The following is a 20,277-nucleotide window of genomic DNA, read 5'->3' on the forward strand; positions in this document are numbered from 1 at the left end:
CCATCCCGAACAGGACCGTGAAACAGGACCGCGCCGATGATAGTGCCTCTCGTGGGTGCGAAAGTAGGTCATCGTCAGACTACCTCATCCCAAAAAAGCCGCCGACCTCACACAGATCGGCGGCTTTTTTACGTCTACGGCATCACTGCGCTATAGAGTGGGCGTAGACGACTGTAAGCGTTCAGCCGTCCCGCCTTCCGTGACCTGCCCCCCGAATTCAGTACGAGGGTTGACCTGCTCCCCAATTTAGTCCGCAATCGACATAGAGTCTGCGGTTAAGAAACTGTGTGCAAATTGGTTGGGCGTCAGGTAGCCCAGCGAGCTGTGGGGCCGCTGGCGATTGTATTCCTGCCGCCAGTCTTCGATGACCTGCCGGGCGTGGCGCATCGACAGGAACCAGTGCTCGTTCAGGCATTCGTCCCGGAACTTGCCGTTGAAGCTTTCTATGTAGGCATTCTGCTGCGGCTTGCCCGGGTGGATGAAACTCAAGCGCAGCCCTTGGCTATAGGCCCATTCATCCAGCGCCTTGCCGGCGAACTCGAGGCCATTATCGACGGTGACCGACTTCGGCAGCCCTCGATTCTCTGCCAGCCGCTGCAGCACGCCAACGACCCGCCGGCCGGGCAACGAAGTATCGACTTCAATTGCCAGGCACTGCTTGGTGAAGTCATCGACGATGTTCAGGCATCGCAGCCGCCGACCATCGGCTAGGCCGTCCGAGACGTAGTCCATCGACCAGCTCTCGTTCGGTGCTGAAGGTGCGACCTTGATTTGGCGCTCGACGCCGGCGATGCGCTTGCGCTTTCGTTTGCGCACCATCAGGCCGGCTCCGTGATACACCCGGTACGTGCGCTTCCGGTTGATCTCCCAGCCTTCCCGGCAGAGCAGGACATGCAGACGGCGGTAGCCATAGCGCCGCTTCTGCGCCGCCAACTCGCACAGCCGCTCCTTGAGTTCCGTGTCGGCCGGCCGCTTGCCTTGATAGCGATACAGCGACCGAGAAATACCGATCAGCCCACAAGCCCGCGTGATGCCCATCTGCTGCGTTGCCATCAGATGCGAAACTGCTGCTCGCTTAGCTTGTGGGCCTACCACTTTCGGCCCACGACCTCTTTCAAGGCGGCGTTGTCCAGCATCGCTTCCGCCAACAGCCGCTTGAGCCGGGCATTCTCGGTCTCCAATGCCTTCAAACGCTGTGCGTCCGACACGGTCATGCCGCCGAACTTCGCCTTCCAGTTGTAGTAGGTCGCCTCGCTGATGCCGTGCTTGCGGCACAGCTCCGCCACCTTCAGGCCGGCTTCAGCTTCCTTCAGGATGCCGATGATCTGTTCTTCGGTGAAACGCTTCTTCATGCTGCCTCCCCAGGAGGCAGACTCTACATCAATGCCGGACTAATCTCGGGGAGCAGGTCACCCGGAGCGAGGAGCCGATCATGAGCATAGTGTCCGCGACATTTTTAGTGGACACGTGGACACATGGACTCAGCACTCATTCCTCTTCCCGCGCCTCGGACATGGCGGCGACATTCACCGGAATTCAAGGCACGGGTGATTGAAGCTTGTCTGCAACCGCCAATCTCGATTGCGACAGTGGCGTTGGCCAACCAACTAAACACCAATTTCGTGCGTAAATGGGTCAAAGCCCATCGCGAGCGGGCGCGGCTGGAGATGTCGGCGAACGGGAGAGACGCTTGTACGATAGCGCCGACTCAGGAGTCCGTGGCCGCCTTCGTAGTAGTAACGGTGCAGACGCCCGCCGCCGAGCCCTCGAGCGACATTCGGATCGAGATCCGGCGGGCGCAGACGGTGGTGCAGATCAGCTGACCCACATCGCAGCCATTGGCCTGTACGCAGCGGTTGCGCGAGTTGTTGCGGTGATCCGACCTGGGCAGGTGTGGCTGGCCGTCGAGCCAGTCGATATGCGGATGGGCATCGACGGGCTGTCGCGCAAGGTGCAGTGGGCGTTGGGCCGCGCGCCGTGTGACGGCAGTGCGTACGCCTTTCGCAATCGCAACGGCAACCGGATCAAGCTGCTGATCTGGGACGGCACCGGGGTATGGCTGTGCGGTCGACGACTGCATCAGGGGCGCTTCACCCTGGCCGCAGGGCGATGCGCCTGTCTGTACGCTGAGTGAGGCCCAATGGGACTGGCTGGTCAGGGGCGTGGATTGGCGGCGACTCGACGTCATGCCGTCTTTGCACTGACAGGTCTGAGCGCGCTGGATGGCACTAACGCCTTGTGGCCAAAGGGGTTAGTGCCCACCCCAATGGTATAATTCGAGGCATGAACTTGTGCGCTGATCCGGCCCTGAATCGTACGATTTCCGCTCTGCCGGATTGGGTTCAGACGCAGAGCCAGGCGCTGCAAACCGAACTGGCCCAGCGCGAGGCCGAGCTCAAGCGAGGGGAAGTCAAGATTCAGCAACTCACGTTTGAACTGGCCCATCACAAACGCATCCGGTTTGGCGCCAAGAGTGAAGCGTTCTCGTCCGAGCAGCGCGACCTGTTCGTTGATGCCGCCGACGAGGATGGCCCGGCCACTGCGGCCGAGTTGGCGCAGCGGCAGGAGTCGGGCAGCGCGCCGCGCCGGCCCAAGCCAACCGGTCGCAAGCTCCTGTCGCCAGAACTGCCCCGCATCGAGCATCGCCACGAATCGGCCTCATGCTCTTGTGGGCAGTGTGGCCGGGACTTGGTGCTGATCGGCGAGGACATCAGCGAACAACTGGACGTGGAGCCGGCGCGGTTCTTCGTCCATCGTCACATCCGTCCGCAGTACGCCTGTCGCTCGTGCGAAACGGTGACGGCAGCGCCGGTGATGCCTTCGCTGATCGACGGGGGCTTGGTCGCGCCGGGTCTGCATGCTTGGGTGCTGATCCAGAAGTAGGTGGATCATCTGCCTCTTGACCACATCGAGAAGATCAGCGAGCGCCAGGGCGTACCGATTGCTCGCTCGACCTTGGCGCAATGGGTGGGGCAGTTAGGGGTGGGGCTGTAACCGCTGGTCGATCGGCTGGTGGTCCTACTCAAACAGGGTGCGGTCCTACATGCCGACGAAAACACTGCTCCAGCAACTGGACCCCGACGAGGGCAAGACGAAACGAGCGTATCTATGGCCTACCGCAGCAACGACCTGCAAGGCGCGTCCAGGATCGTCGTGTTCGACTATCAAACCAGTCGTAGCGGCGTGCATGCACGCAACTTCCTGCAGGACTGGCGAGGTCATCTGATGGTCGATGATTACGGCGATACAAAGCGAGCTTCCAGCAAGAGGGGTCATTGAGTCGGCCTGTCTGGCGTATTGCCGACGAAAATTCTTCGACCTGCACGCAGCCGGCGCTCACCCCCTGGCCGAAGAGGCATTGCGCCGCATCGGTGAGCTGTATGCGCTCCAAGCGCAGGTCCGTGACGCCGACGTCGCTTCCCGTTCGGTATTGCGCCACAACGAAGCGAAACCGCGTCTGAGCGCATTGCACGACCGGTTCATCGCCCAGCGCCTCAAGACCGCCGAGGGCAGCGGCCTCGCCCGAGCCATAGACTACAGCCTCAAGCGCTGGCGTGCCCTGATTCGCTACGCTGACAGCGGCGATCTGCCGATCGAAAACAACGTCGTCGAAAACGCGATCCGGCCCATTGCCCTTGGGCGCCGCAACTGGTTGTTCTGTGGCTCCGAGCGCGCCGGCCCTCGCGCTGCCGCCATCCAGAGTCTGCTGGCTACCGCAAAACCCAACGGTCTGGAGCCGTATGCCTGGCTCAAGGATACGTTGGAGAAACCGCTCGTCCGGCCTTACAGCCGTCTTGACGAGTTGCTGCCGCTGGCCCCTGTGCGCCCTTGATTACCGACGGGGAATGTTGCGGGAGACCGCTTACGTTGTTCAAGGCCCGGATCGCCAATCTTGCGTTGACGATGGCCAATCAGCTGAGCGCCAACCACGGTTCGCGGTTTCGCCGGTATGGAGCGGCCCGCGTGCACCTTTCCGTTGGAGTTTGGCGCTCACCAATGGTTAGTGGCTACATGTCCATTGGGTTTCACTGCGAGGTGAATTTCGCGATCCACGTGTCTGTCAGCATGCGAATTCTGAACCACTGGCTGTGAGCCGAGCAGAGACGATCTGCGTCGCGTGTTCCGCGCGGCTTTGCCACGCGATGGGAGCATCCATCTATCTCGCCTGCCACCATCTCAGCAGGCCCGTTTCCTGCGGGCAGCATGAGATAGTGTGGGTATCACTCAGCTGTGAGCAGTTAGAATTACCGGAAGCTGATGGTTATGCGCTGCCGAGATGACGTCCGATGCCGGTCGTGTGGGTCATGCCGGCAGCGTCGTAGAGTTGCGGTCGCTGGGTGGCGTTCAGCAGCACTGCGAGTGCGGCTTGATTGTGTTGCAGGCGCTCGGTAATCAATTTGCCATTGAGCACGTTACGTCGCTGCGCTTCGCGGGCGAGTTCGAGTACCTGCTCCCACCGGGTGGAGGTTGCCGGAAGCGGTGCACACACTTCGCGAATGGCCGCGTCGGTGTGAGGTTTGCGAAGTCGGGCGAGCAGCAGTGCGCGGTCGCCGTGGATGCGCTGGAGTTGGTGATAGCGCTCCGTCTTCTCCTGGCTCAGCACGAGCAGCGCATCGGCATCGCCTGCGACGAGCAGGCTTTCCTCACGTTCGAGCAATGCAACAAAACCCTGCAGCAGGGTCGCTTCAGTGTCGATCAGTTGTGCGATGCGCTGAACTTCCGGCTGGATGGTCACGTTTCGCCTTCTACGATTGGGCGTCAAGCATCTGGCGAACGCTTTCGATCAGCCCGTCGGCAATCCGGTTGGCGTCAATCTTGAACCGACCTTCCGAAATCGCTTGGCGGATTTCGTCGACTCGGCTGTGATCGACAGCAGGGGTCGTAGACAGGGCCGCTTCTGCCTTGCTGAGGCTTGTCGACAGGGAGGAAAGCTCGACTTTGTCGTCGCTTGGCGCGGTGCTGGATGCGTCGGATCGTGGGCGCACCCGACTTTCACCGGGCGTCGTGGTGCCGACCGGTTTAAGGGTTCCTTCGATTTTCACGGCCCAACTCCCATTAAATGATCTCTGACCGATTTAACGGCTCGTCGTAGGGAAACTTTAGCTCTTTTTTGTCGGCCTGGGCAGCCTTCAGAAGCGGATTTCAATGGCACCGTCCGCTCTGGCCGTGCCGGTTACAACCTGGCCGTTGGCAAGGCGCACCCGGACTGCCTCGCCTGCGGCCGCGGCGTTCATTGCGCGGCCTTCGTTCGCGACGGTGAAGCCTTCGCCGACGCCGAGGATCTTGACCGTTTGGCCTTGCCGGACGATCTGCGGAAGGATCAGCGCGTCGGTCGTGATCGCGCTGCCCGCGGCGATGCTGTAGCGGGCCCGCTGGCCTACGGCCTGGGTCGTATCGGTGAGCGGTGCCGCGGATTCGGCGGCGATGTCGCCCGTCCGGCGTTCGAGGTCGGACGGGGAAATGATCTGTCCACCCCGCAACGCGCGGCTTGCGACGAGATAGTCGGCCACGACAGTGATCTGGACGGGGAGATACGCCGTCCACGTCACGGGAGAGTCGCAACGTATTCCGAGGTTGATGCGGCCCCACGCGCGCGTGCCCGGCGGCAGGAAGGCGGCGATCGCCGCGCACGGTGGCAGCTGATTCCGGGGATCGAAGGGGGTGACCTGGATGCTGACTTTTCCCGGAAGTGCCGCGGTCTGTTGCTGCAGGAAGGTCCGTGCGGCGCGTTCGACGGGTTCGGGGTTTTGCTGCGCCTGGGCAGGCGCGCCGAGCGTGCTTGCGACGATGGCAAGCAGGGCTATCAGCGAGCGCGCGTGTCTTGAGATTTGATTGGGCATGGCGGGGATTGCATCACGCGCGAGACGCGGAGGCAACCCGGCTGGGACGGGGCGGCAAGGATTGCCGTTGATGACCGGACGGGATACGCGGGCGGCAGATCAAGCGGCGAAATTAGCCGGTATTTGCCGGTCTTATCGCTGCAAGGAGGGTGTGCAGCGGGGACTAAGATCGCTGGCATGGAAGGTGCAATGAGGCAGGTGCCGGACGTTAAGTGTTTATCGGCACGTGGCTCGCGAACTTGAGGTGATGCAAATGAAAACCCAACTGGACAATGCGCTGCAGTTTCAACAGACGGCTCTGAATCTGCAGGCCCAGCGTCAGCAGATGTTGGCTTCGAACATCGCCAATGCCGATACGCCGAACTACAAGGCGCGCGACATCGATTTCCGTTCGGCACTGAAGGGTGCGATCGGAGAACGCAGCGGACCGCTCGCGCTGAGCGGGACGTCGGAGAGGCATCTCACTAGTTCGGATAGTACGGCATTCGGGGCATATGTCGGTTATCGGCGGGATTTCCAGTCGAACGTGGATGGAAACACGGTGAACATGGACGTGGAGCGCGCCGCGTTTGCCGAGAATTCGGCGCATTACGAGGCGAGTATCTCGTTCATCAACAGCCTGCTGCGCGGTATGCAGACGGCGATTAGCGGTCAATGATCGGGAGTAGGCGATCATGAGCAGCATGTTCAACGTTTTCGGTATTGCAGGTTCTGCGCTGAATGCGCAGTCCGCGCGGCTGAACGCCACCGCATCGAACCTGGCAAACGCGGACAGTGTTGCGGGACCGGACGGGCAGCCATACCGGGCCAAGCAGGTGGTGTTTACGGCGACGCCGGTGGCAGGGCCGGGCAGTCTGGGCGTGCAGGTGAGTGGGGTGGTCGAAAGCGCCGAGCCGGGCCGGATGGTGTACGAGCCGAGCAGTCCGGCCGCAAACGCCGACGGCTATGTGCAGATGTCGAACGTGAATGTGGTCGAGGAAATGACGAACATGATCTCGGCCTCGCGCGCGTACCAGACGAACGCCGAGGTGATGAACACGGCCAAGTCGCTGATCCAGAGAACACTGCAGATCGGACAGTAATCAGGCGGAGTGAATCATGGCAACGGTTAACAACACGGTTTCGTCGGCGGCGGATGCGGCGGTCGCGCTCTTGGGGCGCAAGGCGACGGAGGCCGCGAAGGCGGACGCGGATACGCAGGGTCGCTTCCTGACGCTGCTGACGGCGCAGTTGAAGAACCAGGATCCGATGAATCCGATGGACAACGCGCAGGTCACCTCGCAGCTCGCGCAGATCAGCACGGTCGATGGCATCGAACGGCTCAATACGATGTTGGGGCAGCTGATGGACGGGCAGCAGTCGACCGAGGCGATGCAGGCGGCGTCGCTGGTGGGGCGCGGCGTGCTGATCCCCGGGAAGGGGTTGGCGCTGGGGGATTCAGGCGCGCTGGGCGGTTTTTCGCTGGACACACCGGCGGACAAGGTCACGCTGCATATCAAGGATGGGAGCGGCCTGGAGGTCGCGAAAGTGGACCTGGGCTCCTTCGATGCCGGGACGCACGATTTCCAGTGGGATGGAACGACGCTCGGGGGCAGTCGTGCGGCAAACGGAAAATATACGGTGAGCATCGAGGCATCCACTGCTGACCAAGCGGTGACGGCCGAGGCGCTACAGTTCGGTGCGGTGACGAGCATCTTGCGCGGCGCGAAGAGCACGGACTTGCAAGTGGGCGATCTGGGCATCTTCAAGATGTCGGACGTCAAGCAGATTGTTTGATTGATACGGGATTGGCAGGGAGACGGTCATGGCATTCCAGCAAGGGTTGAGCGGGCTGAGTTCGGCCTCCAAGGCGCTCGATGTGATCAGCAACAACGTGGCGAACTCGAATACCATCGGTTTCAAGGCCGGGCGGGCGGAGTTTCAGGATGTGTTCGCCGCGGCTCTGAATGGCGCGGCTTCCGGAGTGCAGGTCGGGATCGGTTCGGCGATCGGTGCGGTGACGCAATCGTTCTCGCAGGGGAACATCACCACGACGAACAATCCCCTCGATATCGCCATCAACGGCAACGGTTTTTTCCGCATGGCCGCGCCCGATGGGACGGTGGCTTATACGCGGAACGGTCAGTTCGATGTGAATAAGGACGGGTTCGTCGTCAACTCGCGGGGATTCGAACTGACGGGGTATTCGGCAGTTAATGGCGTGATTCTGGCCGGCGGTACGCCGAGCCCGATTCAGCTCGACTTTTCGGATGTGCAGCCGAGCCCATCGTCGACGATGACCTTGGCGATGAATCTGGATTCGCGCGATCCGGTGTCTCCGTCCTTCGATCCGACGAATCCGACGCCGCTGGATCGAAACAACGTGACGGCCGGCGGGTACAACTTTTCGACCTCGGCCACGGCCTACGACTCCCTCGGTAACGCACATACGCTGACCTTCTTCTTCCAGAAGGCGAGTGCGGGAACGTGGAATGGCTACTACCAGGTCGACGGCACCGGCAACGCGACGGCGATCCCGTCGCCGGGTTCGCCGCTCGCATTCGATGCCAACGGCGCGGTCACTTCTGGTGCCCAATTCAGCATTACCTTCCCTGAATTCGCCAGTACAGGCGCCTCGGCGACGCAGTCTATCGCCTTTGATCTGGCCGATTCCACTCAGTTCGGCAGCCAGTTCGGCGTAAATACGCTGCGGCAGGACGGCTTTGCTTCCGGTCGCCTGACCGGTATCACGATCGGCAATGACGGGGTGATCCTTGGTCGTTACAGCAACGGGCAGAGCCGTGATCTGGGGCAGGTGACCCTGGCGAACTTCCAGAGCCCGAATGGGCTGCTGTCGCTCGGTGGCAACCTGTGGGCCGAATCGTCGGATTCCGGGCAGCCGATCATCGGCGTTCCGGGCAGCGCGAACCTTGGGCTGCTGAATGCGGGTTCGCTCGAAGAGGCGAACGTGGATTTGACGGCGGAATTGGTGCAGCTGATTGTGCAGCAGCGCGCCTACCAGGCGAATGCGCAGTCGGTGCGGGCGCAGGACCAGATTCTGCAGACCATCGTGAATCTCGGCTAAGGGCGCTGACGTTACCCGGTAACGGAAGGAGGCATCATGGATCGCCTGATCTACACCGCGATGACCGGTGCGAAGAGCACCTTGGGGCAGCAGGCTGCGGTGGCGCACAACCTGGCGAACGCGTCGTCCACCGGTTTTCGCGCCGAGCTCCATCGGCTGCGATCGGTGCCCGTGCAGGGCGAGGGCTTGGCGACTCGGGCCTTCGTCGTCGATGCGAGTGCCGCGTCGAATTTCGAGACTGGGGCGCTGCAGCAGACGGGCCGGACGCTCGACGTCGCCGTACAGGGGAAGGGTTGGCTCGCCGTGCAGATGCCCGACGGCAGCGAGGCCTACACCCGCGACGGCAGCTTCGAGCTCAGTGCGAACGGGGTATTGCAGACGCGCCACGGGCAGCCGGTGGTGGGCGATGGCGGCCCGGTGACGATTCCTCCGGACAGCGAGGTCACGATCGGAAACGACGGTTCGATTTCGGCGCTGACTGGTGGCGGCGCCGAGAACGTCATCAACGTCGTCGGCCAGCTGAAGCTCGTCAATCCGCCCGAAGAGTCGCTCGTACGTGGGGATGACGGGCTGTTCCGGCTGGCGCAGGGCGGCGCCGCGCCGCGTGACGAGAACGTGCGCGTGGCGGGGGGATTTCTCGAAGGCAGCAACGTCAGCGTCGTCGATCAGATGGTGACGATGATTTCGCTTGCGCGCCAGTTCGAGATGCAGACGAAGATGCTGCAGACCGCGCAGGAGAACGATCGCGCGGCGACGCAGGTGCTTGCGCTCGGCGCTTGATCGGCGAGCGGCGACCAGGGGAATTAGCGGGTCTTTTCGGCGGGTGTTCCGGCGATTGAATCGACCTGACACGCCGTAAACTGGCCCCAATACTTGCAGGCAGAGTGTCTGCCGGCTCAGAAAAGGGAGTCAGGATCATGATCCGCTCGTTGTGGATTGCCCGTACGGGTCTGGATGCCCAGCAAACCCAGCTGGATGTCATCTCGAACAACCTCGCGAATGTTTCGACCAATGGTTTCAAGCGCGGCCGGGCGGTGTTCGAGGATCTGATGTATCAGACGATCCGTCAGCCGGGTGCACAGAACACGCAGCAGAACCAGATCGGTAGCGGACTGCAGATCGGTACCGGTGTACGCACCGTCGCCACCGAGCGTATTCATACGCAGGGCGCACTGCAACAGACCGGCAATCCACTGGATATGGCGATCCAGGGCAACGGTTTCTTCCAGGTGACGCTGCCCGACGGCACGACCGGATACACCCGTGATGGCGCGTTCCAGCTCGATTCGCAAGGCCAGCTCGTGACTTCGAGCGGCTATCCGCTCGAGCCGGCGATCACGATTCCCAACGACGCGCAGACGGTCACGATCGGCAAGGACGGCACGGTCAGTGTGTTGCAGCCGGCGCAAGCCGCGCCCACCGTCGTAGGCACTATCCAGGTCGCGACTTTCGTCAATCCGGGCGGTCTTTCGAGCGCAGGCGAGAACCTGTTCCGCGAGACGGCCTCGAGCGGGGTCGCGACGCCGAATACCCCGGGAACCAACGGATCCGGCGTGATCAACCAGCAGTATGTCGAGACCTCGAACGTGAACGTCGCCGAAGAGCTGGTGAACATGATCTCGACCCAGCGCGCCTACGAGCTCAATTCGCGGGCGATCCAGACCTCGGATCAGATGTTGGGTCGCCTGACGCAGCTGTAAGGAGTGCATCATGAATTCGGCCAGGAGGATCGCCGCTGCAGCGGCCCTGTGCCTGTCGGGCTGTGCATCGATCTATTCGACGCCGCCGACCGTCGTGCATCAGCCCATGAGTGTGCGGCCCGAAGCGGCACCGCAGATGCCGCCGGCAAACGGGGCGATCTATCAGGCGTCGATGGTGCGGCCCTTGTTCGAGGATCGGCGCGCCCGGCACATCGGCGACACGCTGACGATCAACCTTGTCGAGCGCAACACCGCTCAGAAGGCGGCGAACAGCAGCGCGACGCGTGGCTCGGACGTCTCCGGCGGCATCACCGCGGCATCGAAGGTCCCGCTCGCAGGCCTGGCCGGCATGAACCTGCAGGCGAAGGTCGATTCCGATTTTTCGGGCAAGGGCGCCTCGGCGGCCAACAACCTGTTCAATGGCACGATCACCGTGACCGTGATCGAGGTGTATTCGAACGGCAACCTGCTGGTTTCCGGCGAGAAGCAGATGGCGCTCAATCAGGGCAGCGAGTTCATTCGCTTCTCGGGCGTGGTCAATCCGAATTCGGTGACGACCGCCAACACCGTGCAGTCGATCCAGGTCGCGGATGCGCGGATCGAATACAAGGGCAGCGGTTACATCGACGAGACGAACACGATGGGATGGCTGCAGCGCTTTTTCATGAACGTCTTGCCGTTCTGAATCCGGGTTCGGGGAGCATGTGATGTTGGGCTTGGGCAGGATGATGCGGGTGGTGGCGGGCGTGCTGGGCATGCTCTGCGTGTGCGCCGCGGGCGCCGGCGAGCGGCTGAAGGACCTCGCGTCGATCGCGGGTGTGCGCGAGAACCAGCTCGTGGGTTACGGTCTCGTGATCGGACTGGACGGCAGCGGAGACCAGACGACGCAGACGCCGTTCACCGTGCAGAGCATCATCAACATGCTCGGCAACATGGGCGTGACGCTTCCGCCCGGGACCAATCTGCAATTGAAGAACGTGGCGGCGGTGATGGTCACGTCCAATCTGCCGCCTTTTGCGCGTCCGGGTCAGCAACTGGACGTGACGGTGTCGTCGATGGGCAATGCGAAGAGTTTGCGTGGCGGCACGCTCGTGATGACGCCGCTGAAGGGCGTCGATGGCCAGGTGTACGCGGTGGCGCAGGGCAACCTGCTGGTCGGCGGCGCCGGGGCGGCCGCGGGTGGAGCGTCGCAGACCATCAACCATCTTTCCGCCGGAAGGATTCCGGGCGGGGCGACCGTCGAGCGCTCGGTGCCGAATGCGTTGGGGCAGGGCGAGTTCGTCGTCTTCGATCTGAACGATACGGATTTCGGCACGGCTCGCCGCGTTGTCGATGCGATCAATCTTGCGACCGCCCCGGGCACTGCGCAGGCGCTGGATGGACGGACGATCCAGGTGCGGGCGCCGCTCGATGTCTCCGATCGCGTCGGTTTCCTCGGCAAGCTCGAGAACCTGGAGGTCACGCCCTACCAGCAGGCGGCGAAGGTGATCGTGAATTCGCGCACCGGGTCAGTGGTGATGAATCAGAGCGTGATGCTGCAGAACGTCGCGGTGGCCCACGGCAACCTGACGGTGTCGGTAGCGACGGGGGCCAATGTCAGCCAGCCGGCGCCGCTGTCGGGCGGCCAGACGGTCGTCGTGCCGAAGGGTCAGGTCGATATCCAGCAGGGCGCGGGGAGCTTGATGAACGTGCGGGCGGGGGCCAATCTCGCGGATGTCGTAAAGGCGCTCAATACGCTTGGCGCCACCCCGATGGACCTGATCAGCATCCTGCAGGCGATGAAGGCCGCGGGGTCGCTGCGGGCGGATCTGGAGGTGATCTGACATGGTCGCCGTACCGCAGATCAACGCGATGGATCCGAACGCGATGGCCGATCTGAAGCGGCTGTCGCGGGGCAACAATTCGCCTGAAGCCTTGCGTGCGGCGGCCAAGCAGTTCGAGGCGCTGTTCATGCAGATGGTGCTGAAGTCGATGCGCGAGACGGTGCCTTCGGACGGCATGTTCGATAGTGAGCAGACGCGCATGTTCCAGCAGTTGCAGGACCAGCAGACCGCGATGAACATGGCTCAGGGCAAGGGGCTGGGACTGGCCGACGCGATCTTCCGGCAACTGGGCGGCGAAGCCGCGCTGAAGGCGCGGGATGCGACGGGTTCGGAAGGTAGTCTCGACATTTCGCACGTGGTGCGTCGGCCGGCAATTACTGCCCCTTCGTCTGCCCTGGCGGCAAACGCTGCCGCCGCGGACATCGATTTGCCGGACATTGCCGGTGGCACGGACGCGACGGCGCGGGCCCGCAAGGACGTTGCGGGCGCCGCCAACGGGGTGAACAGTGCCGTCGGCGCGAATGGGCGCACTGTCGCCGACGGCGCGCGGGACTTCGTGAACCGGGTGTGGGACCAGGCGGCCGATGCGAGCCGCAGCACCGGAATCCCGGCGCATTTCATGGTCGCACAGGCGGCGCTGGAAACCGGCTGGGGCCGCGGTGAGCTGCGTCGTGCCGACGGTTCTGCGACCCACAATCTCTTCAACATCAAGGCGGGAAGCAATTGGAAGGGTGATGTCGTCGAACTGCCGGTCACCGAGTACGTAAACGGCCGGCCGCAGACGGAAACGGCGCGCTTCCGCGCGTATGGGTCTTACGGCGAAGCCTTCCGCGATTACGCGAACCTGCTGCGCGGCAGCCCGCGCTACGCGGAGGTGCTGGGGCAGACGGATGCTGCCGGATTCGCCCGCAGCCTGCAGCAGTCGGGCTATGCGACCGACCCGATGTACGCGGACAAGCTGACCCGGATCATCGGCGGCGCGACGCTGCGCACGGCACTTGAAGGGTGAGCGGCAAAATTGGCAGAAGTCTTGCTAATTAATGCCGTAAGAGCAGTAGTAACGAGGTAATCATCATGGCTGGACTTCTAAGCATCGGTTTGTCGGGCATCAACACTTCGCAGGCCAACCTCGCGACGACCAGCCATAACATCTCCAATGCGGACACGCCGGGCTTCAGCCGCCAGGCCGCCATTCAGACGACGATCGATCCGATCTTCTCGGGCGCGGGCTTTTTCGGCCAGGGTTCGAAGATCGACACGGTGCGCCGTCAGTACGACAGTTTCCTGTCCCAGCAGGTGCTGACTGCCTCGGCACGCAAGGAGGAGTTCTCGGCCTACGGCAGCCAGATCTCGCAGATCGACAATCTGCTCGCCGACACCAGTGCCGGCCTGTCGCCCGCGCTGCAGGACTTCTTCAAGGGCGTCCAGGACGTCGCGACCAATCCGTCCAGCATTCCCGCCCGGCAAGCGCTGATCTCGACCGGCCAGACGCTGGCTGCGCGCTTCAATGCGCTGGACACGCGGCTCGGCGAGATCCGAGACGTCACCGAAGGGCAGATCTCCAGCACGGTCGATTCGATCAACACCTTTGCCCGGCAGATCGCGGACATCAATGAACGCATTGCCGCCGTGCAGGTCGGCGGGCAGTCGATCCCGGCGAACGACCTGCTCGACCAGCGCGACAGTCTCATCGGCGAGCTGAACAAGCTCGTCAAGGTCAATACCTTCACGGAGTCCGATGGCTCGGTCAGCGTGTCGATCGGTAGCGGACAGGCCCTCGTGGTCGGGAATACCGCGTCGCAGCTGGTCGTCACGCCCGACTCTTCCGTACCGGCAGATCCGTTCCGCAGCGAAGTCCGGCTGGCGACGCCGGGCGGAGCGGTCCTGTTGCCCGATTCGATCCTCACTGGCGGGCAGCTCGGGGGCTTGCTGAAGTTCCGCGACGAGACTTTGGATTCGGCACGCGAGCAGCTCGGGGATCTCGCCATTGCCGTCTCCACCCAGTTCAACGCGATCCATCAGGCCGGCTATGCGATCGACGGCACGACGACCGGCACCGCATTCTTCACCGATATCAGCGGGCTGTCGGGCAGCGCGGCGGACCGTCGTTCCGCGGCCGGTGCCTTTGCCGTTTCGATCACCGACCCGTCACTGATCGCAGCCTCGGGCGCTGCCGATGCGAGCCGGGGCGTCACTGCGGGCGGCAGCAATAACGAAAACGCGCTGTTGCTCGCGGGCTTGCAGACGGCGCGCGTGATGAACGGCGGCACGGCAACCTTCCAGTCGAACTACTCGCAGCTCGTCAGCGCCGTCGGCAACAAGGCGCGCGAGGTGCAGATCGGCGAGAAGAGCCAGGAGGCGCAGCTCGAACAGGCAACGAATGCGCAGCAGTCCGTGTCGGGCGTGAATCTCGACGAGGAGGCGGCGAACCTGATCCGTTTCCAGCAGGCGTATCAGGCGGCGGCACGGGTACTCTCCGTGGCGGGTACGCTGTTCGACGAAATCCTGTCGGTCAGCCGCTGAGCATGAGGTGACATCATGAGAATCTCCACCAGCATGATCTTCGACGCCGGGCGCAACACGCTGATGCAGCAGAGCGCGGACATGGCGCATACGCAACAGCAGCTTGCGACCGGTCGGCGCATCCTGACGCCCTCCGACGACCCGATTGCTTCGGCGCGCGCGCTCGAAGTGAGCCAGAGCAAGAGCGTCAACGAGCAGTTCCAGACGAACCAGGGGTATGCGAAGGACGCGCTGTCCGTGCTCGAAAGCAGTCTCGGGAGCATTGGCGATACCTTGCAGTACATTCGTACCCGGGCCGTCGAGGCCGGCAACGGCACCTTCTCGCCGGGCGAATTGCAGTCCCTGGCGTCGGACGTCGAAGCGCAGTTCAATTCGCTGCTGGCGACTGCGAACAGCAAGGACGCGACGGGTGAGTACTTGTTCGCGGGCTTCCAGTCCGGGCAGACCTCGTTTTCAGGGGGAGCGGCGGTCGCGGGCGCGGGTCCTGCCGCGGTGGTGTATAACGGGGACGAAGGTTCCCGCACGATGCAAGTCGGGCCGTCCCGCGTGATGCCGATCGCCGAGCCGGGCAGCAAGGTCTTCATGGCTGATCCGACGACCGGGCAATCGCAGATGTTCTCGGCGATCTCCGACTTCATCACCGAATTGCGCAAGGCGCCGACCGATCCGACCCGAAACATTCCTGCTGCCGTGCAGTCGGCCATCGGGGGCATGGATGCGGCGATCGACAACGTCAGCACGATCCGGGCCTCGGTCGGTTCGCGCATGGTGGAGCTCGACGCGCAGGTGGACCTGTCGGCGCAGCACGACCTCGAATATTCCGACACGCTGTCGCGCCTGCAGGACCTCGACTACAACGAGGCGATCTCGCGCTTCTCGCAGCAACAGACGGTATTGCAGGCCGCGCAGCAATCCTATGTGCGCGTGACCGGCCTGTCCCTTTTCGACTTGCTCAGATGAGCCCAACTGCCGCCCGAACCTCTATGCGACGCCTTGCCTTGCTCCTGCTGTTGCCGGCCCTTGCGGGGTGTTCGTCGTTCAAGGAAAGCGGCGCCGGGATTGCGGGCGGAGTGGGCGGTGTGCTCGTCGCCCAGAAGGCGGAGCTCCTCAAGCCGGAGTTTCTCGCCGGCGCACTGGTCGCCTACGCGATCTACGATCCGCTCGCGCCGACGTGGGAAATCAACGCGACCAAGCTCGACGAAGATCGCGTGCGCTTCGACCTGTGCATGAAAGCGCTGATCACGGGCGGGGATGGCGAGGCGCGCCAGATCTTCCTGCGAAATGCGCGGCAACTCGCCGAGGGGCAGGGCGCAGCGGGTTTCGATGTCGTGCGCTTCGAGGAAGGCATCGACTCGACGCGTCCGTTTGCGCACCGCTTTGCGAGCGGCGAAGTCCGCCTCGTGCGCTCACGTATCTGGCCGACGCTATAGGATTGAAGGCTCGGCTAAGTCTTTCCGACGAAGACGCGCAGCATCTGATCGATGGCGTCGAAGCCGTGTTCGAAGAGCGACTGCAGGACAGGCGCGAAGCTGTTGAGGCTCACCAGCAGCACCAGGAAGCCGACTGAAAGCGTCACCGGGAAGCCGATCGCGAACAGGTTGAGCTGAGGCGCTGCGCGGGTCAGCACGCCGAGCGCGATGTTGGTGATGAGCAGCGCCGCGACCATCGGCAGCGCCATCAGCAGCGCCGAGGCGAACATCGTCGCCGCATGCGCGACGATCTGCATCCATCCGTCGGCTTTCGGAAATGTTCCCACCGGCAGCCATTCGAAGCTCGCGACGACGACATTTACCAGCATCAAATGGCCGTTCAGCGCCACGAAGATGAGCAGTGTGAGCAGGCCGATGAACTCGGTGACGACGGCCGTCTGGCCGCCGGTCTGCGGGCTGAAGAAGACGGCGAACGAAAGACCCATCTGCAAGCCGATGAGTTCGCCGGCAACGTCCACCGCGGCGAAGAGCACTCGCATCATGAAGCCGATCGCGATGCCGATGAAGGTCTGCTGCGTGAGGATGAGCAGCGCCAACATCGAGCTCGACGGTACAGGCGGCATGGGCGGCAAGGCCGGCAGGACGGCCATGGCCGCCGCGAGGCCGGCGGCGAGGCGCACCCGCACGGGGATCATGCGGTTGCTGAAGAAGGGGGCTGCCGAGATCAGGCCGAGGATGCGGGCCAGCGGAAACATCAATGCGGCCAGCCAGGCATCGAGCTGGGCGGAGGTGACGCTGAGCATCGCGTGTGCGGTTAGCCGATCATCGTCGGGATCGACTCGAGCAGTCTGCGCGTGAAGTCGATGATCAGGGTCATCATCCAGTGGCCGGCAATCACGAGCGACGCGAAGACGGCGACGAGTTTCGGCACGAAACTCAACGTCATTTCGTTGATCTGCGTGGCGGCCTGGAAGACGCTGACGATGAGGCCGGTGACGAGCGCGGCGAGGAACATTGGCGCGGCCATCAGCAGCGTGATTTCGAGGGCTTCGCGGCCGATGTCGACGACGGTACCGGGGTTCATGAAGGAGTCTCCTCGATTAGCTCGCAAAGCTCTCGACGAGCGACCCGACGAGCAGGGTCCAGCCGTCGACGAGCACGAACAGCATGATCTTGAATGGTAGGGCAACAATCACCGGCGACATCATCATCATCCCCATCGACATCAGCACCGAGGCGACCACCATGTCGATGATCAGGAAGGGGATGAAGATCAGGAAGCCGATCTGGAAGGCGGTCTTCAGCTCGGAGGTGACGAAGGCCGGCACGACGACGCGCATCGGCAGGTCTTCGGCCTTTTCGACCGGCGGCGTCTTCGACAGCTTGGCGAAGAGCGCGATGTCGGGTTCGCGGACCTGCTTGAGCATGAAGGCTTTCACGGGCACCGACGCACGCTCGACGGCGACGTCGAAGCCGATCTCGCTGCGCGACAAGGGCAGATAGGCGTCCGTGTACACCTTTTCGGCGACGGGCGACATGATGAAGAAGGTCAGGAAGAGCGCGAGGCCGAGCAGCACCTGGTTCGGGGGGGAGGTCTGGGTGCCCATGGCGGTGCGCAGCATGCCGAACACGATGATGATGCGCGTGAAGCTGGTCGTCATCAGCACGATCGCCGGCAGGAAGCTCAGCGAGGTGAGCATCAGCAGCGTCTGGACGCTCAGGCTGTAGGTCGTCGCGCCGCCGGGGCCTGGCGTGCCGGTGATCGCGGGGAGGCCTTGCGCCCGCGCGATCACGGGCAACACGACGAGGGACAGCATGGCGACGATGCGCACGGCCGCGCGGCTTGCGTCAGTTCGCATCGTTGCGGCGCTCCATCGAACGTTTCAGCCAGGCCTGGAAGTCGCCGAGGGGATGCGCACCTCCCGCGCCGCTTTCGGTCTGGATCGCATCGGCTGGCAAGGTGTGCAGCGTGCGGACGCTCGCGGCCGTAACACCCAGCACCAGTACCTGACCGCCGATTTCGACCAGCACGACACGTTCGCGCGGGCCGACCGGCACCGCACCCAGCACCTTGAGGCCGGCAGCGGCGCCACGCGGCGTCGATAGACGCTTGATCAGCCACAGGCTGCCGAGCAGTAGCGCGAGCACGATACCGAGGCCGAAGAGCATCTGGCCGATGCCTTCGGCCATCGCGGGTGAGCTTTCCGCCGCATGGACGGGCGCCGCAGCGAGCGCCAGCAGGGGGATGAAACGATGGTGGGTAGTGATCACGGCAGGGGCGACGGTTCTTCGGATGGGAGAAGAATACGCGCCACCTGTCCTTGCCAAGGCGGCAATAAGACGGAAAAAAGGGGGACTATTCGGAGCTTTGTCGGCCGGGCGGACGAGCGCCCCCGGCCCGATTGACGGCTGCGCTCAGCCGCGGATCTTCCGCATCCGTTCTGCCGGCGTGATGATATCCGTGAGGCGGATGCCGAACTTGTCGTTCACGACGACGACTTCGCCTTGCGCAATCAGCGTGCCATTGACGAGCACGTCCATCGGTTCGCCCGCAAGACCGTCGAGCTCGACCACGGAGCCATGCGCCAGTTGCAGCAGGTTGCGGATCGAGATCTTGGTGCGCCCGAGTTCGACGGTGAGCTGGACGGGGATGTCCAGGATCATGTCGAAATCGTTCAGGCTGCCCGCACGCGGAGCGCTCGCGCCGAAATCGGGAAAGAGGTGGCTCGCCGGCTTGGCCTGATACGGTGAGGCCGCAGCGGCGGCAAGATCGGCGGCAACCTGGCGGGCTTCGGCGTCGGCGCTACCTTCGGCCGTCGCCTGTTCCATCATCGCCGCAGCCCAATCGTCCTCGCTGACCTGCGAGTCGATGTCGTTGTCGTTGTCAGCCATTTTGGCCTCCGAATAGTGGCGAACGGCCGTCCTCGTTGGCGAGGAAGCGTTCGACCTTCACTGCGTAATTAGGACCCTGCCGTCCATAGGTCAGTTCAAGCACCGGCACCCCGTCGACCTCGCCCTGGAGCATTTCAGAGACGTTGATCGGAATCACGTCGCCGACGCGCATGTTCACGATGTCGCGCAGCGTGACCGTGGCGTTGCCCAGGTTGCAGACCAGTTCGACTTCCGCGGTCTGCAGTTGGCGGGTGAGCAGGCTGATCCAGCGGTTGTCCTGGCTCAGGTGATCGCTCTGCATCGTCGAGTACAGCACGTCGCGGATCGGCTCGACCATCGAGTAGGGGAAGCAGATGTGCATGTCCGCCTGCGAGCCGCCGAATTCGAGCGAGAAGCTGGCGGAGATCACGATCTCGGACGGCGTCGCGATGTTCGCGAACTGCGAGTTCATCTCCGAGCGCACGTATTCCATCTCGATGTGGAAGACCGGTGCCCAGGCGCGCGTGTATTCGGCGAACACGACGTTGAGCATGCCCTGGATGATGCGCTGCTCGGTCGGCGTGAAGTCGCGGCCCTCGACGCGCGAGTGGAAACGCCCGTCGCCGCCGAACATGTTGTCGACGACGAGAAACACGAGGTTGGGGTCGAAGACGACCAGCCCCGTTCCGCGCAACGGCTTGGCGATCACGAGGTTGAGGTTGGTCGGGACCACGAGGTTGCGCACGAACTCGCCGTACTTCTGCACCTTGACCGGGCCGATCGAGACTTCGGCGTTGCGATGCATGTAGTTGAACAGGCCGATGCGCAGGTAGCGTGCGAAGCGTTCGTGGATCAGTTCGAGCGTGGGCATCCGCCCGCGCACGATGCGTTCCTGTGTTGCAAGGTTGTACGGCCGTACGCCGGCCTGGTCGCCCTGTTCCTCTTCCTGATCCTCAGGCTCGCCCGCGACGCCCTTCAACAGGGCATCGACCTCGTCCTGGGAGAGAAAGTCGGAAGACATGGTCG

General features: G+C 63.3%; 25 protein-coding genes and 2 pseudogenes. 17 read left to right on the forward strand and 10 right to left on the reverse strand.

Annotated features, from left to right (window positions below):
• Positions 1-246 precede the first annotated feature (246 nt).
• Positions 247-1,352 (reverse strand): IS3 family transposase gene (locus VJ673_RS13220; RefSeq protein ID WP_414635654.1). Its coding sequence is split into 2 segments (ribosomal slippage): positions 247-1,094 and positions 1,094-1,352, totalling 1,107 coding nucleotides; the frame shifts between segments, so codons are not numbered across the junction.
• A 123-nt stretch (positions 1,353-1,475) separates the two neighbouring features.
• Here VJ673_RS13220 and VJ673_RS24650 point away from each other — a divergent pair.
• The 5 genes and pseudogenes from VJ673_RS24650 to VJ673_RS13235 all read left to right on the forward strand — a co-directional run.
• Positions 1,476-1,643, forward strand: a pseudogene (locus VJ673_RS24650) (transposase); the annotation flags it as partial.
• Positions 1,644-1,873: 230 nt separating this feature from the next.
• Complete coding sequence (gene tnpB, locus VJ673_RS13225) at positions 1,874-2,134, forward strand: IS66 family insertion sequence element accessory protein TnpB (RefSeq protein ID WP_324126580.1); 261 nt, start codon at positions 1,874-1,876, stop codon at positions 2,132-2,134.
• A 149-nt stretch (positions 2,135-2,283) separates the two neighbouring features.
• A complete protein-coding gene (locus VJ673_RS13230; protein ID WP_324126581.1) occupies positions 2,284-2,883 on the forward strand; it encodes an IS66 family transposase zinc-finger binding domain-containing protein in 600 nt (199 codons plus the stop codon).
• A pseudogene (locus tag VJ673_RS24655) lies at positions 2,884-3,279 on the forward strand (IS66 family transposase).
• Positions 3,233-3,832 (forward strand): IS66 family transposase, encoded by a 600-nt coding sequence (locus tag VJ673_RS13235; protein WP_324126582.1) that lies wholly within the window; start codon positions 3,233-3,235, stop codon positions 3,830-3,832. The pseudogene VJ673_RS24655 and the gene VJ673_RS13235 overlap by 47 nt, the downstream one beginning before the upstream one ends.
• A 429-nt stretch (positions 3,833-4,261) precedes the next feature.
• On the opposite strand, the gene VJ673_RS13240 is transcribed toward VJ673_RS13235, so the two are convergent.
• The 3 genes from VJ673_RS13240 to flgA all read right to left on the reverse strand — a co-directional run bounded on the left by VJ673_RS13240 (position 4,262) and on the right by flgA (position 5,840).
• Complete coding sequence (locus VJ673_RS13240; protein ID WP_324126583.1) at positions 4,262-4,735, reverse strand: flagella synthesis protein FlgN; 474 nt, start codon at positions 4,733-4,735, stop codon at positions 4,262-4,264.
• A 10-nt stretch (positions 4,736-4,745) separates the two neighbouring features.
• Positions 4,746-5,042, reverse strand: a complete 297-nt coding sequence (flgM, locus tag VJ673_RS13245) for a flagellar biosynthesis anti-sigma factor FlgM (protein ID WP_324126584.1) — start codon at positions 5,040-5,042, stop codon at positions 4,746-4,748.
• A gap of 87 nt (positions 5,043-5,129) precedes the next feature.
• Positions 5,130-5,840 (reverse strand): flagellar basal body P-ring formation chaperone FlgA, encoded by a 711-nt coding sequence (gene flgA / locus VJ673_RS13250; protein WP_324126585.1) that lies wholly within the window; start codon positions 5,838-5,840, stop codon positions 5,130-5,132.
• Positions 5,841-6,093: 253 nt separating this feature from the next.
• Between flgA and flgB the strand changes: the two genes are divergently transcribed.
• From flgB to VJ673_RS13310, 12 genes are all read left to right on the forward strand, one after another.
• The gene (flgB, locus tag VJ673_RS13255) at positions 6,094-6,498 is read left to right on the forward strand and encodes a flagellar basal body rod protein FlgB (protein WP_324126586.1); all 405 of its coding nucleotides are present in this window, start codon (positions 6,094-6,096) and stop codon (positions 6,496-6,498) included.
• 16 nt (positions 6,499-6,514) lie between these two features.
• Entirely contained in the window at positions 6,515-6,922 is a 408-nt protein-coding gene (gene flgC, locus VJ673_RS13260) for a flagellar basal body rod protein FlgC (RefSeq protein ID WP_324126587.1), read from the forward strand.
• A gap of 16 nt (positions 6,923-6,938) precedes the next feature.
• A complete protein-coding gene (locus tag VJ673_RS13265; protein WP_324126588.1) occupies positions 6,939-7,616 on the forward strand; it encodes a flagellar hook assembly protein FlgD in 678 nt (225 codons plus the stop codon).
• A gap of 28 nt (positions 7,617-7,644) precedes the next feature.
• On the forward strand, positions 7,645-8,904 hold the full coding sequence (flgE, locus tag VJ673_RS13270) for a flagellar hook protein FlgE (RefSeq protein ID WP_324126589.1): 1,260 nt from the start codon (positions 7,645-7,647) through the stop codon (positions 8,902-8,904).
• Between the two features lie 36 nt (positions 8,905-8,940).
• The gene (gene flgF / locus VJ673_RS13275) at positions 8,941-9,684 is read left to right on the forward strand and encodes a flagellar basal-body rod protein FlgF (RefSeq protein ID WP_324126590.1); all 744 of its coding nucleotides are present in this window, start codon (positions 8,941-8,943) and stop codon (positions 9,682-9,684) included.
• A gap of 137 nt (positions 9,685-9,821) precedes the next feature.
• Positions 9,822-10,604, forward strand: a complete 783-nt coding sequence (gene flgG / locus VJ673_RS13280) for a flagellar basal-body rod protein FlgG (RefSeq protein ID WP_324126591.1) — start codon at positions 9,822-9,824, stop codon at positions 10,602-10,604.
• A gap of 10 nt (positions 10,605-10,614) precedes the next feature.
• Complete coding sequence (locus VJ673_RS13285; RefSeq protein ID WP_324126592.1) at positions 10,615-11,289, forward strand: flagellar basal body L-ring protein FlgH; 675 nt, start codon at positions 10,615-10,617, stop codon at positions 11,287-11,289.
• A 40-nt stretch (positions 11,290-11,329) separates the two neighbouring features.
• Complete coding sequence (locus VJ673_RS13290) at positions 11,330-12,427, forward strand: flagellar basal body P-ring protein FlgI (RefSeq protein WP_324126712.1); 1,098 nt, start codon at positions 11,330-11,332, stop codon at positions 12,425-12,427.
• 1 nt (position 12,428) lies between these two features.
• A complete protein-coding gene (flgJ, locus tag VJ673_RS13295) occupies positions 12,429-13,436 on the forward strand; it encodes a flagellar assembly peptidoglycan hydrolase FlgJ (RefSeq protein WP_324126593.1) in 1,008 nt (335 codons plus the stop codon).
• 65 nt (positions 13,437-13,501) lie between these two features.
• A complete protein-coding gene (gene flgK / locus VJ673_RS13300) occupies positions 13,502-14,950 on the forward strand; it encodes a flagellar hook-associated protein FlgK (RefSeq protein WP_324126594.1) in 1,449 nt (482 codons plus the stop codon).
• 15 nt (positions 14,951-14,965) lie between these two features.
• A complete protein-coding gene (gene flgL / locus VJ673_RS13305; RefSeq protein ID WP_324126595.1) occupies positions 14,966-15,910 on the forward strand; it encodes a flagellar hook-associated protein FlgL in 945 nt (314 codons plus the stop codon).
• 23 nt (positions 15,911-15,933) lie between these two features.
• Positions 15,934-16,380: a hypothetical protein gene (locus VJ673_RS13310; RefSeq protein WP_324126596.1), complete on the forward strand. Its 447-nt coding sequence runs from the start codon at positions 15,934-15,936 to the stop codon at positions 16,378-16,380.
• Positions 16,381-16,394: 14 nt separating this feature from the next.
• Here VJ673_RS13310 and fliR read toward each other — a convergent pair whose 3' ends face one another.
• The 6 genes from fliR to fliM all read right to left on the reverse strand — a co-directional run bounded on the left by fliR (position 16,395) and on the right by fliM (position 20,272).
• Complete coding sequence (fliR, locus tag VJ673_RS13315; protein WP_324126597.1) at positions 16,395-17,183, reverse strand: flagellar biosynthetic protein FliR; 789 nt, start codon at positions 17,181-17,183, stop codon at positions 16,395-16,397.
• A gap of 11 nt (positions 17,184-17,194) precedes the next feature.
• Positions 17,195-17,464 (reverse strand): flagellar biosynthesis protein FliQ, encoded by a 270-nt coding sequence (gene fliQ / locus VJ673_RS13320; RefSeq protein ID WP_324126598.1) that lies wholly within the window; start codon positions 17,462-17,464, stop codon positions 17,195-17,197.
• A 16-nt stretch (positions 17,465-17,480) separates the two neighbouring features.
• Positions 17,481-18,239 (reverse strand): flagellar type III secretion system pore protein FliP, encoded by a 759-nt coding sequence (gene fliP, locus VJ673_RS13325; protein ID WP_324126599.1) that lies wholly within the window; start codon positions 18,237-18,239, stop codon positions 17,481-17,483.
• Complete coding sequence (fliO, locus tag VJ673_RS13330; RefSeq protein WP_324126600.1) at positions 18,229-18,651, reverse strand: flagellar biosynthetic protein FliO; 423 nt, start codon at positions 18,649-18,651, stop codon at positions 18,229-18,231. Before fliO ends, fliP begins: the two co-directional genes overlap by 11 nt.
• A gap of 144 nt (positions 18,652-18,795) precedes the next feature.
• Complete coding sequence (gene fliN, locus VJ673_RS13335) at positions 18,796-19,272, reverse strand: flagellar motor switch protein FliN (RefSeq protein ID WP_324126601.1); 477 nt, start codon at positions 19,270-19,272, stop codon at positions 18,796-18,798.
• Entirely contained in the window at positions 19,265-20,272 is a 1,008-nt protein-coding gene (gene fliM / locus VJ673_RS13340; RefSeq protein WP_324126602.1) for a flagellar motor switch protein FliM, read from the reverse strand. Before fliM ends, fliN begins: the two co-directional genes overlap by 8 nt.
• Between the last annotated feature and the right edge of the window lie 5 nt (positions 20,273-20,277).

The sequence above is a fragment of the Aromatoleum sp. genome (genome assembly GCF_035254505.1).
GTDB lineage: Bacteria > Pseudomonadota > Gammaproteobacteria > Burkholderiales > Rhodocyclaceae > Aromatoleum.

Excerpts from the sequence above, each read along its gene's own strand:
- flgL (WP_324126595.1), top strand. The coding sequence starts at position 14,966 with ATGAGAATCTCCACCAGCATGATCTTCGACGCCGGGCGCAACACGCTG.
- VJ673_RS13265 (WP_324126588.1), top strand. The coding sequence starts at position 6,939 with ATGGCAACGGTTAACAACACGGTTTCGTCGGCGGCGGATGCGGCGGTC.
- fliP (WP_324126599.1), bottom strand. The coding sequence starts at position 18,239 with ATGCGAACTGACGCAAGCCGCGCGGCCGTGCGCATCGTCGCCATGCTG.
- flgF (WP_324126590.1), top strand. The coding sequence starts at position 8,941 with ATGGATCGCCTGATCTACACCGCGATGACCGGTGCGAAGAGCACCTTG.
- flgA (WP_324126585.1), bottom strand. The coding sequence starts at position 5,840 with ATGCCCAATCAAATCTCAAGACACGCGCGCTCGCTGATAGCCCTGCTT.
- flgJ (WP_324126593.1), top strand. The coding sequence starts at position 12,429 with ATGGTCGCCGTACCGCAGATCAACGCGATGGATCCGAACGCGATGGCC.
- flgE (WP_324126589.1), top strand. The coding sequence starts at position 7,645 with ATGGCATTCCAGCAAGGGTTGAGCGGGCTGAGTTCGGCCTCCAAGGCG.
- fliQ (WP_324126598.1), bottom strand. The coding sequence starts at position 17,464 with ATGAACCCCGGTACCGTCGTCGACATCGGCCGCGAAGCCCTCGAAATC.
- fliN (WP_324126601.1), bottom strand. The coding sequence starts at position 19,272 with ATGGCTGACAACGACAACGACATCGACTCGCAGGTCAGCGAGGACGAT.
- flgK (WP_324126594.1), top strand. The coding sequence starts at position 13,502 with ATGGCTGGACTTCTAAGCATCGGTTTGTCGGGCATCAACACTTCGCAG.
- VJ673_RS13235 (WP_324126582.1), top strand. The coding sequence starts at position 3,233 with ATGATTACGGCGATACAAAGCGAGCTTCCAGCAAGAGGGGTCATTGAG.
- flgB (WP_324126586.1), top strand. The coding sequence starts at position 6,094 with ATGAAAACCCAACTGGACAATGCGCTGCAGTTTCAACAGACGGCTCTG.
- VJ673_RS13285 (WP_324126592.1), top strand. The coding sequence starts at position 10,615 with ATGAATTCGGCCAGGAGGATCGCCGCTGCAGCGGCCCTGTGCCTGTCG.
- flgG (WP_324126591.1), top strand. The coding sequence starts at position 9,822 with ATGATCCGCTCGTTGTGGATTGCCCGTACGGGTCTGGATGCCCAGCAA.
- fliM (WP_324126602.1), bottom strand. The coding sequence starts at position 20,272 with ATGTCTTCCGACTTTCTCTCCCAGGACGAGGTCGATGCCCTGTTGAAG.
- VJ673_RS13290 (WP_324126712.1), top strand. The coding sequence starts at position 11,330 with ATGATGCGGGTGGTGGCGGGCGTGCTGGGCATGCTCTGCGTGTGCGCC.
- VJ673_RS13310 (WP_324126596.1), top strand. The coding sequence starts at position 15,934 with ATGCGACGCCTTGCCTTGCTCCTGCTGTTGCCGGCCCTTGCGGGGTGT.
- flgC (WP_324126587.1), top strand. The coding sequence starts at position 6,515 with ATGAGCAGCATGTTCAACGTTTTCGGTATTGCAGGTTCTGCGCTGAAT.
- VJ673_RS13230 (WP_324126581.1), top strand. The coding sequence starts at position 2,284 with ATGAACTTGTGCGCTGATCCGGCCCTGAATCGTACGATTTCCGCTCTG.
- fliR (WP_324126597.1), bottom strand. The coding sequence starts at position 17,183 with ATGCTCAGCGTCACCTCCGCCCAGCTCGATGCCTGGCTGGCCGCATTG.